This is a genomic window from Streptomyces sp. NPDC059534, assembly GCF_042743475.1.
In the GTDB taxonomy this organism is placed as follows: domain Bacteria; phylum Actinomycetota; class Actinomycetes; order Streptomycetales; family Streptomycetaceae; genus Streptomyces.
This window is the reverse complement of the sequence record NZ_JBHWAQ010000030.1, coordinates 54328-69589: the sequence shown is the minus strand read 5'-3', so window position 1 is coordinate 69589 and position 15262 is coordinate 54328. Positions and strand designations below refer to the sequence as shown.

Sequence of the window (15262 nt, the reverse complement as noted above, 5' to 3'; positions counted from 1 at the left end):
TCAGCGTCGCATGTCGTCCGTTCGCCGTTCAGCTGCCGCCGCCCGCGCGCAGGCTGTCGAGGTCGGCCTTGACGGTGTCGACCGGGATGGCGAATCCGAGGCCGACACTTCCGGCGGTCGAACCGCTCGAAGAACTGGGCGAATACATGGCCGAATTGATTCCGATGATCTCGCCGTTCATATTGATCAGCGCGCCGCCGGAATTCCCCGGGTTCAGCGAGGCGTCGGTCTGGAGCGCCTTGTACGTCGTCTTCGACGAGCCGGTGTCGCCGTTGAACTGCTGCCCGCCGAACTCGAAAGGCCAGCCCTGCCGCGGGTCGTACTGCTGCTCCTGCTGCTGGTCCTGGCCCTCGTCCTTGGCGACGGTCACGTCCCGGTCGAGGGCGGAGACGATGCCGCTGGTGACGGTCCCGGTCAGGCCCTCGGGGGAGCCGATCGCCACGACCTCGTCGCCGACCCTCACCTTGGAGGAGTCGCCGAGCTTCGCCGTCTTCAGGCCCGACGCGCCGTTCAGCTTGATCAGCGCGAGGTCCTTGTCGGGGTCCGTGCCGACGACCGTGGCCTCGTAGGTCTTGCCGTCGCTGAGCTGCACGCTGATCGAGGAGGCGCCGGAGATCACGTGGTTGTTGGTGACGATCTCGCCGTCGGAGGTGATGATCACGCCCGAGCCGGTGGACTTGCCCGCGTTCGAGGCCGCCGAGATCTCGACGATCGAGGGGGAGACGGCCGCCGCGACCCCGGCCACCGTGCCCGTGCTGCTCGCGGAGACGTTGGTGCCGTTGACCGCGGAGGAGGCGGTGGCGGGGTTGTCGGAGGTGAGCTGCTGGACGAGCGTCGCCGTGCCGCCGCCGATCGCGGCGGCGGCGATGGCCACGGCCGCCATGAGGCCGACCCCGCGCTTGGCGCGGCGGCGCGCGCCGGGGCCGGGAGCGGGGGCGCCGGCGGGCGCCGCGGTGACGGGCGGTCCCACCGGGGGCGGCACGTGCCCGCCGGACGGCCAGACCGTGGTGCCCGGCTCGGTGGTGATCGGCTCAGCCGGGTCGTACGGCGGCCTCGGTGGGTAGTAGGGCTGCTGTGGCTGCTGCTCCTGGAAGTCCGTCATGGCTATGACTCTCGGAGTTGTTCATGAGAGCCGTCTGAGGAGCGGCTGAGAAGCCCGACAGAACCCTGTATGCCCGATATAAAGAGCCCTCCCGGAGGAGGGCGCCCGAGGGGTGGGGCGCCCGAGGGGTGGGGCGCTCAGCCGCCGCAGCCGCAGGAGCGGCGGACGACCAGCGACGACGGGAAGACCGTCACGCGCTCGCGGCGCGAGCCCGCCACCCGGAGCGAGTCGTCCAGGACCAGGTCGACGGCGGCCCGTGCCATGGCCGGCCGGTCCGAGGCGACCGTGGTCAGCGGCGGGTCGGTGAGCCCCGCCTCCTTCACGTCGTCGAAGCCCGCGACCGCCAGCTCGGACGGCACCTCGATGCGCAGCTCGCGCGCCGCCCGCAGCACACCGAACGCCTGGTCGTCGGTGGAGCAGAAGATGGCCGGCGGCCGGTCCGGGCCCGCGAGCAGCTTGAGGGCCACCTGGTACGCGTCGTAGCGGTTGTACGGGGCCTGGAAGAGCCGGCCCTCGACCGAGTGGCCCGCCTCCAGCATGGCCCGCCGCCAGCCCTCCTCGTGGTCGGCGACCGGGTCGCCGACGGCCGGGGTGTTCGGGATGCCGCCCATGCAGGCCACGTAGGGGTAGCCGTGATCCAGCAGGTGCCGGGTGGCGGCCTGGGCGCCGATGATGTCGTCGGTGACGACGGCCACGTCGTCGATCGCCTCGGGCCGCTCGTGCAGCAGCACCACGCGGGCGTCCCATGCCTCGATCTCGCTCGCGGCCTGCTCGCTCATGCCCTGGCTGACCAGGATCAGACCGGAGACCCGCATCCCGAGGAAGGCGCGCAGGTAGTGGACCTCGCGCTCGGTCCGGTAGTCGGAGTTGCCGACCAGCACCATCTTCCCGCGCTCGGCGGCGGCCTGCTCGACCGCGTGCGCCATCTCGGCGAAGAACGGCTGGCGCGCGTCCGGGACGATCATGCCTATGAGATCGGTGCGCCGCGAGGCCATCGCCTGGGCCACCCGGTCGGGGCGGTACCCCAGCTCCTTGATGGCGGCGAGGACACGCTCGCGCGTGGCCGGGGCGACCGGCCTGGGTCCGTTGTTGATGACGTAACTCACGACCGCGGTCGAAGTACCCGCAAGTCGAGCTACGTCATCCCTCGTCACCTTGGCCACGCGCGGCAGTCTACGCGGGGTGACCTACCTACCGGCAGGTCGCACTGTGGCATCCGCCACGTTCCTGTCCCCCGAGAGGGTGACATCGGCCGTGGCGTCCTTGACGGAGGCGGCCGAGGCGGCCGAGGCGGCCGTACGGGCCCCTTCCTTGGCGCGGGCCTCCTCGGCGGCCCGCTCCACCTTCTCCGGGGTGACGAAGCGGTAGCCGACGTTACGGACGGTGCCGATCAGCGACTCGTGCTCCGGGCCGAGCTTGGCTCGCAGCCGCCGCACGTGGACGTCGACCGTCCGGGTGCCGCCGAAGTAGTCGTATCCCCACACCTCCTGGAGGAGCTGGGCGCGCGTGAAGACCCGGCCCGGGTGCTGGGCCAGGTACTTGAGGAGCTCGAACTCCTTGAAGGTCAGGTCCAGGACCCGGCCCTTGAGTTTCGCGCTGTACGTCGCCTCGTCGACCGACAGGTCGCCGTTGCGGATCTCCATCGGGGAGTCGTCGGAGACGATCTGCTGGCGGCCCATCGCGAGCCGGAGGCGCGCCTCGACCTCGGCGGGGCCCGCGGTGTCGAGGAGGACGTCGTCGATGCCCCAGTCGGCGGTGACGGCCGCGAGACCGCCCTCCGTGACGACGAGGATCAGCGGACAGCCGGGCCCGGTGGAGCGGAGCAGCTGGCAGAGCGAACGGACCTGCGGGAGGTCGCGCCGCCCGTCGACGAGGATCACGTCCGCGCCGGGGGTGTCCACGAGGGCGGGGCCCTCGGCCGGGGCGACCCGGACGTTGTGCAGCAGCAGGCCGAGTGCGGGCAGCACCTCGGTCGACGGCTGGAGGGCGTTGGTCAGGAGCAGCAGAGAACTCATCGCGCCGCACCTGCCCTGGTCGTCGGTCGGTCGTGCGTCGTTCGCTCGTCCATGACGTCGGTTCCTCCTCGGTCCCTGCGAGGACGTCTATGTGTGCTCACGTGCGGCTCTCGCACCCTGAGAGCTTTTGTTCATCCATCCGTTACAACGGTCGGAAAACACAAAAGGACCCGGGGGCTGCGTTGCCCGGATCCTCTGGCAAGCAGAATAGCCCACATGAGTTCCGAGGAAGAGGGCCGATTTCACATCGTGGATGTTCCCTGGCTCACTTCCGTCCATCACCGGATGCCCCGGCGCGCGATGCTGCGTACCGATGACGGTGTCCGGATCGAGGCGGTTTACGAACCCTCCGGAGCAAGTGTCACCGATTCGGCCGTCACCGGTACGGCGGTGGTCGTCGCCCACGGCTTCACGGGGTCGGCCGACCGGCCCGCCGTCCGGCGCGCCGCCCGCGTCCTCGTGGAGCGCGGCGCGTCCGTCGTGACCTTCTCCTTCCGCGGGCACGGCGGCTCCGGCGGCCGCTCCACGGTCGGCGACCGCGAGGTCCTCGACCTGTCCGCCGCCGTCCGCTGGGCCCGTGAGCTCGGCCACGCGCGCGTGGCGACGGTCGGCTTCTCCATGGGCGGGTCCGTCGTCCTGCGCCACGCGGCCCTGGAGCGGGGCACGGAGGCGAGCGCCGACGCGGTCGCCTCGGTCTCCGCACCCGCCCGCTGGTACTACCGGGGGACGGCCCCGATGCGCCGCGTCCACTGGGTCGTCACCCGGCCGGCGGGCCGGCTGGTCGGCCGCTACGGGCTCCGCACCCGGATCGAGCGGCGCGCCTGGGACCCCGTGCCGCTCTCGCCGGTGGCCGCGGTGCCGCTGATCGCGCCGACCCCGCTGCTGATCGTGCACGGCGACCGGGACGCGTACTTCCCGCTCGACCATCCGCGCACGCTGGCCGCCGCCGGTGACGCGGAGCTCTGGGTGGAGCGGGGGATGGGCCACGCCGAGAACGCGGCGGGCGAGGAGCTGCTCGCCCGCCTCGGGGACTGGCTCACACGCGCATAGCCCATGATGGGGGGCGGCGCGCACACGAACGAAGGGAGCGCCGCTATGGCAGCGGGAACCATCCGCTACTGGGCCGCGGCCAAGGCCGCCGCCGGGGTCGCCGAGGAGCCGTACACGGCCGAGCATCTGGCGGAGGCGCTGGACGCGGTCCGTGCGAAGCACCCGGGCGAGCTGGCGCAGGTCCTCCGGCGGTGCTCCTTCCTGGTCGACGGCGACCCCGTCGGGACCCGGAGCCATGAGACGGTACGGCTTGCCGAGGGCGGCACGGTCGAGGTGCTCCCCCCGTTCGCAGGAGGGTGAACCCCACGACATGAGCAACGACCAGTACTACGGCGGGCAGCAGTACGACCCGTACGCGAACGGGCAGCAGCAGGGTCCCGACGTCACGCAGACGTGGGAGGGCCAGACCTGGGACACCCAGTACCAGCCGGCCCTCTCGTACGAGCAGGTCCAGGCCGAGCAGGCCGCCCAGGCCCAGGCCGCCCAGGCCCAGGCCGCGCAGGCCCAGGCCCCGGTGACCTACGGGGCGCAGGATCCGGCGTACCGGCAGGCGTACGAGCAGTACCCGTCGTACGGCGACCAGGGCGGCCACTACGCCGGTCCGCAGCAGACGGCGGCCCCGCTCCAGGACCCGGCCCCTGTCCAGGCCCCGGCCCCGGCCCTGTTCCAGGACCCGGCCCCGGTGCCCGCCGCGGCGCCGGTCTCCGTGCCCGCCCCGGGGGCGGACGCGGCGGGACCCGGGTACTCCTCGCCCACCACCTCCGGGAACACCCGGATCACCGACGCCCAGCGGGCCCGCGCCGAAGGCCGGTCGCCGGTCATCGAGCCCGGCATGCAGCCGGCCGCCCTGACCGCCGTCCTCGGCCTGCTGCTCGCCGGCGGGGCCGCGCTCGGCTCGTACGGGCTGCTCGTCCCGCTGGTCCTGCTCCAGGGCCTGACCGCCGCCGGCTGGTTCCGGCTCAACGGCATGTGGCCGGCCCGCCAGGGCATCGCCCTCGCGTTCGCGGGCGGGCTCGTCGCCGACGCCGCCCTCCTCGCCACCGGCCGGGAGCACGCGGCCGCCGCGATCCTGGGCACGCTCGGCGTCTGGGTGCTGCTCTGCCTCGTGCTCCAGCTCCGCAGCCACGCCGACCCGGACGAGCGGATGTACGGCCTGATGGCCACCATCGCGTCCGCCGCGCTGACCGTCGTCGCCACCGGGCACCTCGGCGCCGACCCCGACGCGGTCGTCGTCGGCGGGGTCGCGGTCGCCGCCGCCGTCCTCGCCCGGGCGCTCCCGCTGCCCGGCCCGGTCTCCCTGGTCGCCGCGCTGCTCGCGGCGGCGGGCGCCGGCGTCGCGGCCGGCGGCTTCACGGACCTGGGCGCCTCCGGGGCGCTGCTCGGCCTCGGCGCCGGGGTCTGCGCGCTCATCGGGCTGCGGGTGGCGAGCTACGACTACCCGTCCCGGTTCGTCCACATGACCGCCGGTGTCGCGCTGCCGCTGGCGGCCGCCGCGCCCGCCGTCTACCTGCTCGGCCGCGCCCTGGTCTGAGCCCGGTCCCGGCCGGGCCCGCCCGGCCCCGGGAACCAACCGGCCCCCTGACACGTCGATCTTCGTGTCGGGGGGCCGAGGACTTTCCACGCCGCTTTCCGGACCCGAAGACTTTCCATCCGAAGACCTTCCAGCCGAGGACTTCCTACCGGGGGGACCCACATCCCATGCGAGCACTGCGGATTCTGTTGATCCTGGCCGTGGTGCTGGGCGGGGTCCTCGTGGGGATCGACCGGCTGGCCGTGGCCTACGCCGAGTCGGAGGCGTCGAGCCGGGTGAAGCTGTCGGCCGCGGACAGCGAGTCGATCGACATCGACATCAAGGGCTTCCCCTTCCTCACCCAGGTCGCCGACAAGCGGTTCGACGAGGTCGACGTGAAGGCGACCGGCGTCCAGGCGACGGCGGGCTCCAAGCGCATCCGGGTCGGCGAACTGACCGCCGTCCTGCGGGACGTGACCGTCACCGGCGACTGGGCGGGCGCGAAGGCGGGCTCGGCGTCCGGTACCGCCCTCATCTCGTACGCGGACCTCACCGCCGCCGCGGCCGACCAGGACGCCACCGTCGCCTACGGCGGCAACGGCAAGGTGAAGGTGACCGGCGGCGTGAAGATCCTGGGCCGCACCCTGACCCGCACGGTCGTCTCCACGGTGACCGTCGTGGACGGCGGCACGATCCGCGTCCGCGCCGACGAGGTGCCCGGTGAAGGCATCCCGGGCGTCGAGGAACTGGTCCGCGCGCGCACCGACTTCGAGCGCCCGATCGGCATGATCGCCGGCATGAGGGTGGAGAAGGTCGAGCCCCGCCCCGACGGCCTGGCCGTGACCGTGACCGGCAAGGACGTCGTCCTGGCGGGCTGAATGCCCTCCCGAGCACCCCTCGGGTCACATACTGAGACACCGCTGTCCGATCCGCAGATGGAGAAGCGGACACCTGGGTACGGAGGCGTCCGGAGCCCCTCCGCGCGGTGATCACGTCTCGCATCTCGGACGATCGCGTCTCAAAATACGACACGCCGGTGACACGGCCGCCTGTCCGTCCCTACGATCGAGGGCATGAAGCGACAGGCGGATCTCACGAAGCGGCGGGCAGTGGACCTGTGCCGCGTCGCCGCCATGCTCTGTCGCTCCGTCTGAGCGGGACTCGCCACTCCCGTATTCCTCAGGCCCTCCCACCGAGGTCAGGGCCGCCCTGTGCAAGCCGTACGCACGTCTGCTGTCCGTACGCACGCGACGACGCGTACCGCATCACACCCCGCACCACCCGCACCACACCGCCGCACACTGCCCCGGAGGAGAACAACATGGCTCGCAGCGACGTACTGGTCGACGCGGACTGGGTCGAGGCCAACCTCGACAACCCGCAGGTCGCTCTCGTCGAGGTCGACGAGGACACCTCGGCCTACGAGAAGAACCACATCCGCAACGCCGTCCGGATCGACTGGACGCAGGACCTCCAGGACCCGGTCCGCCGCGACTTCATCGACCAGGAGGGCTTCGAGAAGCTCCTCTCGGCCAAGGGCATCGGCAACGACACCACGGTCGTCCTCTACGGCGGCAACAACAACTGGTTCGCCTCCTACGCCTACTGGTACTTCAAGCTCTACGGCCACCAGGACGTCAAGCTCCTCGACGGCGGCCGCAAGAAGTGGGAGCTCGACTCCCGCGACCTGGTCGACGGCTCCGAGATCCCGGCCCGCCCGGCCACCGAGTACAAGGCCAAGGCCCAGGACTCCTCGATCCGCGCCTTCCGCGACGACGTCGTGGCCGCGATCGGCGCCCAGAACCTGGTCGACGTCCGCTCGCCCGACGAGTTCTCCGGCAAGCTGCTCGCCCCGGCGCACCTCCCGCAGGAGCAGTCGCAGCGCCCCGGCCACGTGCCGAGCGCCCGCAACATCCCGTGGTCGAAGAACGCCAACGACGACGGCACCTTCAAGTCGGACGACGAGCTCAAGGCCCTCTACGAGGCCGAGCAGGTCGATCTGGCGAAGGACACCATCGCCTACTGCCGCATCGGTGAGCGCTCCGCGCTGACCTGGTTCGTCCTGCACGAGCTGCTCGAGGTCACGAACGTCAAGAACTACGACGGCTCGTGGACCGAGTACGGCTCCCTCGTCGGCGTGCCGATCGAGCTCGGCGCCAACAAGTAAGACCCCGGACCCTCCTCCCCTCCGGACCCCTCGACCGTAAGGACAGAACATCATGTGTGGAGCGCAGCCCGGCGGCCCCGACGCCTCGACGATCAAGCCCGGTGAGACCACCATCCAGGGCTTCGTGACCAAGGACGGCGAGCCCGTCACCGGTTACGTCCGCCTCCTGGACTCGACCGGCGAGTTCACGGCCGAGGTCCCGACCTCCGCCACCGGACAGTTCCGCTTCTACGCGGCCGAGGGCACCTGGACCGTCCGCGCCCTGGTCCCCGGCGGCACCGCCGACCGTCAGGTCGTCGCCCAGAAGGGTGGCCTGGCCGAGGTCGCCATCGCGGTCTGATCCGCGACTCCGAACGGCCGGAGGGCCGTGCCTCCTGGGGGGTTGGACGCCATTTCCAGGACTAGAGGCACGGCCCTCCGGTCTGTCCGCGTACGGCCTCCGGCCGTACGCTTGAGGTGTGTACGCACGGCGTCGGCACGTCTACTTCTGGATGATGGGTGCCTGCCTGGTCCTCTTCGTGGGCGCCTGGGCCGTCGTGCGCCTCTTCTCGATGCCCGTGGCCATCGGCATGTGCGTCGTCGCCATGGTCATCCCGCCCGTCGCCGCCATGGTCGCCAACCGGCGGGGCCCCGAGGACCGCTGGTGGGACGATCCGTCGGGGGATCCGAAGTCCGACGAGTGGTGGGACGAGCTCGACGGCAAGAAGCGCCGCGAGCGCTGAGCCGGCAGACGCGCGCCCGCCCGGTCAGCAGACCCGCGCCCGGTCAGTAGACGAGCGCCTGCGTCCCGTCGGCCATCGCCTCCTGGACGAAGACCTGCGCGCCGGCGATGCGGACGCCGTCGAGGACGTCCTGCTCGGTGATCTCCCTGCGGGCGGCGCACTGGGTGCAGAGCGTGACCCGCCCCGCCGCCAGGATCGACTCGATCAGGTCCGGCAGCGGCGCGGCGTGCGGAAGCTCGAACTCCGCCGCCCGGCCCGGCAGCGCGAACCACGACGACTCGCCCGTCAGCCAGAGCGAGACCTCCACCCCGCTCGCGACGGCGACGGCGGCCACCGTGAATGCCTGCGAGCAGCGTTCCGGGGCGTCGGCCCCTGCGGTCACCTTGATCACGAGCTTCTTCGCCATATGCCGAACTGTAATGCGCCCCCCTGCAACCTCATGCGCCCCTCGCGTGTCAGCTGGGTGCGCGGGGACGGAATCCGCGCTTCAGGTCTCGTGGGGGGACTCTTGAGCAACGAAGAAACCATCCCAAACCAGGGAACAGCGTCGCCACCCGAGCGTGAACCCGCTCCGGAAGCAGCACCTCCGGTCGCGAATCCGCCCGCCGCGCGCCCGCGCCGCCGGGTCCTGCGTACCGTCGGACTGATCGCGGTCGCCGCCGTCCTGGGGCTCGTCGGCGGCACGGCCGTGGGCTACGGCATCCAGGCCGACCGCGAACCGACCCCGCTGCCCGCGCTGAACCAGCCGGACCTCGTCCATCCGAAGCCGCTCCCCAAGGGGCAGGAGCCCGAGCCGCTCTCGGCGGCGGAGGACCGCCGGGTGAAGACGGACGGCGACCTGCGGAAGCTGCTGCTGCCGAAGCCGGCGGGGGCGAAGAAGGCGGACTTCGCCGCCGGCGACGGCTGGATGTCCGTGCCCGAGTTCGCCGCCGAGTTCAACGAGCCCGGCACGGCGCTGAGCTACCAGCTGGAGAACGGCATCCGGCGCGTCGTCACGACGTCCTGGATGACGGGGAAGTACCGGGCCACCGAGATCCGGCTCGTCCAGTACCGCTCGAACGACGGGCTCGGTGCGCGCGACCACACCGAGGACCAGCAGGACTACATGCCCGAGAAGAGGTACGCCGACAACGAGGGCGACCCGCTCAAGGGCTCCACGAACGGCCGCTACTACCTCTTCCCCGTGGAGCGGAAGGCCGGCTACCTGGACTTCTACGAGGCCAGGGCCTATTTCCACCGCGGCGACATCGCGGTGGAGATCTTCGTCGTCGACACCAAGAAGATCTCCAAGAACGACATCCGTTCGCTGGCCGAGCGACAGCTGGGGCGCCTGTGAGTGAGGACCGGAACACCGTGACCGACGAGGCCGTCGCGCCGAGGAAGCGCGGCCCGCGCCGTGTGCTGCTCGGCATCGTCCTGCCCGCCGTGCTCGTCCTCGGCGCGATCGGCGGCGGCGTCACGTACACCGCCGTCACCGTCTCCGCCGCGGACCGCACGGCACCGACCGACGTGTGGGCCGTGCCCCGCACGACCGTGAACGACGCGGACCCGGCCGACGGCGTCGAGCGCGGCAAGGCCACGACGCCCCTGAGCAAGCTGCTGCTGCCGGTGCCGTTCGGCTACGAGCTCGGCCCGGACCTGGAGCTGTACGGGAACGACGGCGAGCTCGGCGAGAAGGAGGCCGCCGCCCTCATGAAGCAGGAGGGCAAGGGCCTCACCGGCAAGAAGCGGCGCGAGTACGAGAAGGAGGTCGACCGCCTCGGCATCAAGGGGATCGCGGTCCGCTCCTTCGAGGACACGAGCACCGGCCGTGTCGTCTACGTCCACATCACGCGGATGAAGGACAAGAAGCAGATCAAGAGCATGTACAAGCTGCGGACGAAGGTCATGGAGTTCCTGGAGCTCCCCAAGGGACCGAAGGTGCCCGACCACAGGAACGCGACCTGCAGCCTGCTGCCCGAGGACAAGTCGCTGAGCAAGAAGGAGCGGGCCGAGCAGCTGGACGGCGTGATCTGCGTGGCGTACGACTCCGAGGTCCTCGTCTCGGTCTCCGCGTCCGGAGCCAAGCCGCTCGACAGGGCCGCCGTGGCGGACCTGCTGAAGCAGCAGCTCGACCACATCGAGTCCCCGGGGGAGTACGTATGACCACGCACAGCGAGACCGCGCCCGGCGAGACCGCCTCGCCCGCCGACGAGACCCCGCCCGCCGAGGCCGGGACGCAGGCCGTCGAGGCCGAGGCGTCCGCCGTCGAGGCCGACGCGTCCGTCATGGCGGCCGAGGTACCCGCCGTCGACGCCGAGGAGCCCGTCGTGGCGGCCGAGGCGTCCGTCGTCGTCGGCACCGCCCCGAAGAAGTCCCGGCGGCGGCTGTGGTGGGGCATCGCCCGGTGGACCACCGCCGTCCTCGTGTGCGGCGGCGTCGGGACCGGCGCCGCGCTGGGGATCACCGCCATGGAGCGCACGGACGTACCCGGTCTGGAAACCGAGCACGACGGCCGCTGGGACTACCCGAAGATCGCCCTTCCGGCCCTGCCGGAAGGCGTCCAGCGCCCCTACACGGGCGGCAACGACGGCGAGGTCCACCACGCGGACCTGCGCGGACTTCTGCTGCCCGCCCCCACGGGTGCCAGGACCGACCCGAAGCTGAACGGCGGCTGGGTCGGCCTCGACACCTATCTCGCGGAGCTCGACGCCGACGTCCGGGGCGAGGTGAGGGAAGCCGTCGCCGACTCGGCCCTGCGGCACATCGCCGCCCGCGGCTGGACGATGCCGGACGGCACCTCCACCCGCGTATACCTGCTGCAGTTCAACTCGGTCGGGTTCTCGGAGACGTTCAAGGACGACGTCCTGGGCGCCGGCACGGTCGGCGGCAAGCTGCCGGCCGGAGTGGAGGACGCGGAGCTGGACGACGCCACGACCGACATCCGGGTGCCGTACACCTCCGTGTACGCCTTCAAGGAGCAGAAGCCCTACGGCCCGGAGCAGACCCGGTGGGTGTACGTCCAGGCCGGTGACACGCTCGCGCTGGTCACCCAGTCCCGCAAGGGCGAGGCGCTGACCGTCCCGTTCCAGCAGACCGTCGCCCTCCAGACCCAGCTGCTGGGCTGATCGCCGGCGAGACCCACCTCACCGAGTGGGCCGGATCCCAGGCCACTAAGCTGGGGTCCGGCCCGTTCCGCCTTCACTGCTCAGTCGAGGAGCACCCTGTGATCGTTTTCTTCGAAGCTCTGCTGGTCCTGGTCTGCGTGGGCGTGCTCGCCTTCACCGGGCTGGCCGTGAAGAAGCTGTACCAGGGCCAGCGATAACCCTTCTCGCCAACCACTTCTAGAGAACGCCAGAGCTGCTCATGATCGAGATCCCGTCCGACCTCAACCCGGACCTCGTCCCCCTCGCGTTCCTGCTCGGCACGTGGGAGGGCGCGGGTGTCTCCGACTTCCCCGGCGCCGAGAAGTGCAACTTCGGCCAGTCCGTGACGTTCAGCCACGACGGCCGGGACTTCCTGGAGTACACGTCCCACGCGTGGGTCCTGGACAACGACGGCAACAAGGTCCGTCCGCTGGAGAGCGAGAGCGGCTACTGGCGGATCGACAAGGACCGCAAGGTCGAGATCGTCATGGTCCGTGACCAGGGCATCGTCGAGATCTGGTACGGCGAGCTCGCCGACCAGAAGCCGCAGATCGACCTGGTGACGGACGCCGTCGCCCGGACCGCGGCCTCGGGCCCGTACAGCGGCGGCAAGCGGCTCTACGGCTACGTGAAGAGCGACCTCATGTGGGTGGGCGAGAAGGCGACCCCCGAGGTCCCGCTCCGGCCGTACATGTCGGCCCACCTGAAGAAGGTCGTCACGCCGGAGGAGGTCGCGGAGATGGCCCGCAACCTGCCCGACATGCCGGACGACGGCATCGCGTTCTTCCGCTAGACACTGGGGGTGCGCGCCGCGCCCTCCTACACTGGGGGCGTGGTGAGCACCGACTGGAAGAGCGATCTGCGGCAGCGCGGCTATCGGCTGACGCCGCAGCGTCAGCTTGTCCTGGAGGCCGTCGACGCGCTGGAACACGCGACGCCCGACGACATCCTCGTCGAGGTCCGCAGGACCGCGTCCGGGGTGAACATCTCGACCGTCTACCGGACCCTGGAGCTCCTGGAGGAGCTCGGGCTGGTGAGCCACGCCCATCTGGGGCACGGGGCTCCGACGTACCACCTCGCCGACCGGCACCACCATCTCCACCTGGTCTGCCGGGACTGCTCCGAGGTGATCGAGGCGGACGTGGAGGTGGCCGCCGAGTTCACCGGGAAGCTCCGCGCGACCTTCGGGTTCGAGACGGACATGAAGCACTTCGCGATCTTCGGCAGGTGCGCGGACTGCGCCCGGAAGGCCGCGGACGCGGAGTCGTAGGCTTGCTGTCATGCAGCGACCTTCAACGACCAGCCCTCTGCTGTCCCTGCCCGGAGCCGTCGCCGCCGAAGGCCGCGACGAAGGTGTCGCCGCGCACTACGGCGACCTGTTCCGCGAGCAGCGCGCCCTCGCCGAAGGCGGCGGCTTCGTCGACCTCTCCCACCGCGGTGTCATCGCCGTCACCGGTGCCGACCGGCTGAGCTGGCTGCACCTGCTGGTCACCCAGTTCATGACCGACCTGCCGGTCGGGCGGGCCACCGAGGCGCTGATCCTGTCCGCGAACGGGCACATCGAGCACGCCCTGTACCTCGTCGACGACGGCGAGACGGTGTGGGCGCACGTCGAGCCGGGGACGCGGGAGGAGCTCGTCGCGTACCTGGAGTCGATGAAGTTCTTCTACCGGGTGGAGGTCGCCGACCGTACGGACGACATCGCGGTCGTCCACCTCCCGGCCGGTTCCATCGCCGAGGTGCCCGAGGGCGTCGTCGTACGGGAGACCCCGCACGGCCGGGACCTGTTCCTGCCCCGCGCCGACCTGGAGTCCTTCGCGGCCTCGCACGGGCCGGCCGCCGGCATCCTCGCGTACGAGGCGCTGCGGGTCGAGGCGCACCGGCCCCGGCTGGGCTTCGAGACCGATCACCGGACCATTCCGCACGAGGTCGGCCTGATCGGCAGCGCCGTCCACCTCCAGAAGGGCTGCTACCGGGGCCAGGAGACCGTCGCCCGGGTGCAGAACCTGGGGAAGCCGCCGCGCCGCCTGGTCTTCCTGCACCTGGACGGCAGCGACGTGCTGCTGCCGTCGCACGGCACGCCGCTCCGGCTCGCGGCCGACGGCGAGGAGGGCCGGCAGCTCGGCTTCGTGACGACCGCCGTCCGCCACCACGAGCTCGGGCCGATCGCCCTGGCCCTGGTGAAGCGCAACGTGCCGGTGGACGCCCCGCTGATCGCCGGGACGACGGCGGCGGCCCAGGAGACCGTCGTAGAGCCGTAGAGCCGTAGGGCTTGTAGGGCTGTAGAGCCGTAGCCGTAGCCGTAGTCGCAGGTCGGCGTGGGGCCCGGGGGTCACACGTCGATCAGCACCGTGAACGGGCCGTGGTTCGTGAGCGAGACGCGCATGTCCGCTCCGAAGCGGCCCGTCTCCACGTGCGCGCCCAGTTCCCGCAGCCGGGCGACCACCTCGTCGACGAGGGGTTCGGCGACGGGGCCGGGCGCGGCCGCGTTCCAGGTGGGGCGGCGGCCCTTCCGGGCGTCTCCGTAGAGCGTGAACTGGGAGATGACGAGGAGCGGCGCGTTCACGTCGGAGCACGACTTCTCGCCGTCGAGTACCCGGACGGACCAGAGCTTTCTGGCCAATTGGGCGGCCTTCTCCGGGGTGTCGTCGTGGGTCACCCCGACCAGCACACACAGCCCCTCGCCGGTGATCTCACCGACGGTCTCCCCTGCGACGACGACACTCGCGCCGTCGACCCTCTGCACCACTGCTCGCATGCGCACCAACCTACCGAGCGACCCCCGGCCCGCGGGACGAGGGGCCGAACAGGTGCAGAGCGCCTGCACGCGCGCGTGCAGGAGTGGCACCATGCGGGGGAGGCGGTGCGGCTCCGCACCGGTCGAGGGGACGATTCTCATGAGTGCACCTGGCACCGGGCCGACGCCGTCCGGCCCCGTACCGCTGATCCGCTCCGGAACCCCGGGCGGAGGACCGGGCGGAGGCCCCGTGACGCGCCCACCCGTGCAGCGGACCGCCGAGCCCGCCCTGCCGGACCGGACACAGCCGGACCTCGGGGCGCTGCGGCTGCCCGAGCTGCGCACGCTGCGCCGGGAGGCGCAGAGCGACGAGGCCGACCTGAGTTACGTACGGCGGATGCTCCAGGGCCGGATCGACATCCTGCGGGCCGAGCTGGCACGGCGGACCGACCCGGAGTCCCCGGTCCTCGACCGGCTCTCCGAGATCCTCGCGGACGTGCCGTCGCGGCACCGCAGCTCGGCCCGGCACGTGACGCTGTCGACGCCGCGCGGCGAGGAGTACCGCCGGCTCGCGGCCGAGATGCTGTCGGAGGTCGAGCTGTCGGACCTGACGGCCCGGACGGACGACGAGCTGCACGCGGCGATGGGCCGGCTCGCCGGGTACGAACAGCAGGTCTCGCGCCGCCGCCAGCACCTCCAGCGGACGGCCGACGACTGCAGCGCGGAGATCGCCCGCCGCTACCGGGACGGCGAGGCCCAGGTCGACGACCTGCTGGCCTGAGCCCCGCTTTCCGGCGGGGAAAACCGGGGTGCGGGCGCGCCGGGGCCGTGCGT

General features: G+C 71.6%; 20 protein-coding genes. 15 read left to right on the top strand and 5 right to left on the bottom strand.

All coding sequences use genetic code 11. The annotated features are described in order from the left end of the window. Window positions 1-28 precede the first annotated feature (28 nt). The 3 genes from ACFVZH_RS29945 to ACFVZH_RS29935 all read right to left on the bottom strand — a co-directional run bounded on the left by ACFVZH_RS29945 (window position 29) and on the right by ACFVZH_RS29935 (window position 3117). Window positions 29-1102, bottom strand: coding sequence for a S1C family serine protease (locus ACFVZH_RS29945; protein WP_384902119.1), 1074 nt, complete (start codon window positions 1100-1102; stop codon window positions 29-31). Between the two features lie 137 nt (window positions 1103-1239). Continuing rightward, window positions 1240-2265 (bottom strand): LacI family DNA-binding transcriptional regulator, encoded by a 1026-nt coding sequence (locus ACFVZH_RS29940; protein WP_384902117.1) that lies wholly within the window; start codon window positions 2263-2265, stop codon window positions 1240-1242. 24 nt (window positions 2266-2289) lie between these two features. After that, a complete protein-coding gene (locus tag ACFVZH_RS29935) occupies window positions 2290-3117 on the bottom strand; it encodes a response regulator transcription factor (RefSeq protein ID WP_384902115.1) in 828 nt (275 codons plus the stop codon). 216 nt (window positions 3118-3333) lie between these two features. Here ACFVZH_RS29935 and ACFVZH_RS29930 point away from each other — a divergent pair, with 216 nt between their 5' ends. From ACFVZH_RS29930 to ACFVZH_RS29895, 8 genes are all read left to right on the top strand, one after another. Next, on the top strand, window positions 3334-4167 hold the full coding sequence (locus ACFVZH_RS29930) for an alpha/beta hydrolase (RefSeq protein WP_384902113.1): 834 nt from the start codon (window positions 3334-3336) through the stop codon (window positions 4165-4167). A 45-nt stretch (window positions 4168-4212) separates the two neighbouring features. Continuing rightward, on the top strand, window positions 4213-4467 hold the full coding sequence (locus ACFVZH_RS29925; protein ID WP_384902111.1) for a MoaD/ThiS family protein: 255 nt from the start codon (window positions 4213-4215) through the stop codon (window positions 4465-4467). After that, window positions 4403-5698, top strand: a complete 1296-nt coding sequence (locus tag ACFVZH_RS29920; RefSeq protein WP_384902109.1) for a hypothetical protein — start codon at window positions 4403-4405, stop codon at window positions 5696-5698. The genes ACFVZH_RS29925 and ACFVZH_RS29920 overlap by 65 nt, the downstream gene beginning before the upstream one ends. Before the next feature lie 167 nt (window positions 5699-5865). Continuing rightward, entirely contained in the window at window positions 5866-6555 is a 690-nt protein-coding gene (locus ACFVZH_RS29915) for a DUF2993 domain-containing protein (protein WP_384902107.1), read from the top strand. 195 nt (window positions 6556-6750) lie between these two features. Continuing rightward, entirely contained in the window at window positions 6751-6831 is an 81-nt protein-coding gene (locus ACFVZH_RS29910) for a putative leader peptide (protein ID WP_350497993.1), read from the top strand. 167 nt (window positions 6832-6998) lie between these two features. Continuing rightward, complete coding sequence (locus ACFVZH_RS29905) at window positions 6999-7844, top strand: sulfurtransferase (protein ID WP_384902105.1); 846 nt, start codon at window positions 6999-7001, stop codon at window positions 7842-7844. Between the two features lie 52 nt (window positions 7845-7896). Beyond that, the gene (locus tag ACFVZH_RS29900) at window positions 7897-8184 is read left to right on the top strand and encodes a DUF1416 domain-containing protein (RefSeq protein WP_017242395.1); all 288 of its coding nucleotides are present in this window, start codon (window positions 7897-7899) and stop codon (window positions 8182-8184) included. 118 nt (window positions 8185-8302) lie between these two features. After that, a complete protein-coding gene (locus tag ACFVZH_RS29895; protein WP_384902103.1) occupies window positions 8303-8566 on the top strand; it encodes a DUF3099 domain-containing protein in 264 nt (87 codons plus the stop codon). A 43-nt stretch (window positions 8567-8609) separates the two neighbouring features. Here the strand turns inward: ACFVZH_RS29895 and ACFVZH_RS29890 are convergent, their stop codons facing one another. Further along, the gene (locus tag ACFVZH_RS29890; protein WP_384902102.1) at window positions 8610-8972 is read right to left on the bottom strand and encodes a DsrE family protein; all 363 of its coding nucleotides are present in this window, start codon (window positions 8970-8972) and stop codon (window positions 8610-8612) included. Between the two features lie 102 nt (window positions 8973-9074). Between ACFVZH_RS29890 and ACFVZH_RS29885 the strand changes: the two genes are divergently transcribed. From ACFVZH_RS29885 to ACFVZH_RS29860, 6 genes are all read left to right on the top strand, one after another. Beyond that, entirely contained in the window at window positions 9075-9902 is an 828-nt protein-coding gene (locus ACFVZH_RS29885) for a hypothetical protein (RefSeq protein WP_384902100.1), read from the top strand. Between the two features lie 17 nt (window positions 9903-9919). Beyond that, entirely contained in the window at window positions 9920-10711 is a 792-nt protein-coding gene (locus tag ACFVZH_RS29880; protein WP_384902098.1) for a hypothetical protein, read from the top strand. Continuing rightward, complete coding sequence (locus ACFVZH_RS29875; RefSeq protein WP_384902096.1) at window positions 10708-11673, top strand: hypothetical protein; 966 nt, start codon at window positions 10708-10710, stop codon at window positions 11671-11673. Before ACFVZH_RS29880 ends, ACFVZH_RS29875 begins: the two co-directional genes overlap by 4 nt. A gap of 238 nt (window positions 11674-11911) precedes the next feature. Beyond that, on the top strand, window positions 11912-12484 hold the full coding sequence (locus ACFVZH_RS29870; RefSeq protein ID WP_384902095.1) for an FABP family protein: 573 nt from the start codon (window positions 11912-11914) through the stop codon (window positions 12482-12484). A gap of 39 nt (window positions 12485-12523) precedes the next feature. After that, entirely contained in the window at window positions 12524-12961 is a 438-nt protein-coding gene (locus ACFVZH_RS29865; RefSeq protein WP_384902094.1) for a Fur family transcriptional regulator, read from the top strand. 10 nt (window positions 12962-12971) lie between these two features. Next, window positions 12972-13952 carry a YgfZ/GcvT domain-containing protein gene (locus ACFVZH_RS29860; RefSeq protein ID WP_384902093.1) on the top strand — a complete coding sequence of 327 codons (981 nt, stop codon included), beginning with the start codon at window positions 12972-12974 and terminating at the stop codon, window positions 13950-13952. Between the two features lie 71 nt (window positions 13953-14023). On the opposite strand, the gene dtd is transcribed toward ACFVZH_RS29860, so the two are convergent. After that, complete coding sequence (dtd, locus tag ACFVZH_RS29855; protein ID WP_384902091.1) at window positions 14024-14449, bottom strand: D-aminoacyl-tRNA deacylase; 426 nt, start codon at window positions 14447-14449, stop codon at window positions 14024-14026. A 139-nt stretch (window positions 14450-14588) separates the two neighbouring features. Between dtd and ACFVZH_RS29850 the strand changes: the two genes are divergently transcribed. Then, window positions 14589-15209: an ABC transporter substrate-binding protein gene (locus ACFVZH_RS29850; RefSeq protein ID WP_384902089.1), complete on the top strand. Its 621-nt coding sequence runs from the start codon at window positions 14589-14591 to the stop codon at window positions 15207-15209. The last annotated feature ends 53 nt before the right edge of the window (window positions 15210-15262 follow it).

Excerpts from the sequence above, each read along its gene's own strand:
- ACFVZH_RS29910 (WP_350497993.1), top strand. The coding sequence starts at position 6,751 with ATGAAGCGACAGGCGGATCTCACGAAGCGGCGGGCAGTGGACCTGTGC.
- ACFVZH_RS29935 (WP_384902115.1), bottom strand. The coding sequence starts at position 3,117 with ATGAGTTCTCTGCTGCTCCTGACCAACGCCCTCCAGCCGTCGACCGAG.
- ACFVZH_RS29870 (WP_384902095.1), top strand. The coding sequence starts at position 11,912 with ATGATCGAGATCCCGTCCGACCTCAACCCGGACCTCGTCCCCCTCGCG.
- ACFVZH_RS29920 (WP_384902109.1), top strand. The coding sequence starts at position 4,403 with ATGAGACGGTACGGCTTGCCGAGGGCGGCACGGTCGAGGTGCTCCCCC.
- ACFVZH_RS29850 (WP_384902089.1), top strand. The coding sequence starts at position 14,589 with ATGAGTGCACCTGGCACCGGGCCGACGCCGTCCGGCCCCGTACCGCTG.
- ACFVZH_RS29875 (WP_384902096.1), top strand. The coding sequence starts at position 10,708 with ATGACCACGCACAGCGAGACCGCGCCCGGCGAGACCGCCTCGCCCGCC.
- dtd (WP_384902091.1), bottom strand. The coding sequence starts at position 14,449 with ATGCGAGCAGTGGTGCAGAGGGTCGACGGCGCGAGTGTCGTCGTCGCA.
- ACFVZH_RS29945 (WP_384902119.1), bottom strand. The coding sequence starts at position 1,102 with ATGACGGACTTCCAGGAGCAGCAGCCACAGCAGCCCTACTACCCACCG.
- ACFVZH_RS29930 (WP_384902113.1), top strand. The coding sequence starts at position 3,334 with ATGAGTTCCGAGGAAGAGGGCCGATTTCACATCGTGGATGTTCCCTGG.
- ACFVZH_RS29915 (WP_384902107.1), top strand. The coding sequence starts at position 5,866 with ATGCGAGCACTGCGGATTCTGTTGATCCTGGCCGTGGTGCTGGGCGGG.
- ACFVZH_RS29900 (WP_017242395.1), top strand. The coding sequence starts at position 7,897 with ATGTGTGGAGCGCAGCCCGGCGGCCCCGACGCCTCGACGATCAAGCCC.
- ACFVZH_RS29890 (WP_384902102.1), bottom strand. The coding sequence starts at position 8,972 with ATGGCGAAGAAGCTCGTGATCAAGGTGACCGCAGGGGCCGACGCCCCG.
- ACFVZH_RS29905 (WP_384902105.1), top strand. The coding sequence starts at position 6,999 with ATGGCTCGCAGCGACGTACTGGTCGACGCGGACTGGGTCGAGGCCAAC.
- ACFVZH_RS29925 (WP_384902111.1), top strand. The coding sequence starts at position 4,213 with ATGGCAGCGGGAACCATCCGCTACTGGGCCGCGGCCAAGGCCGCCGCC.
- ACFVZH_RS29860 (WP_384902093.1), top strand. The coding sequence starts at position 12,972 with ATGCAGCGACCTTCAACGACCAGCCCTCTGCTGTCCCTGCCCGGAGCC.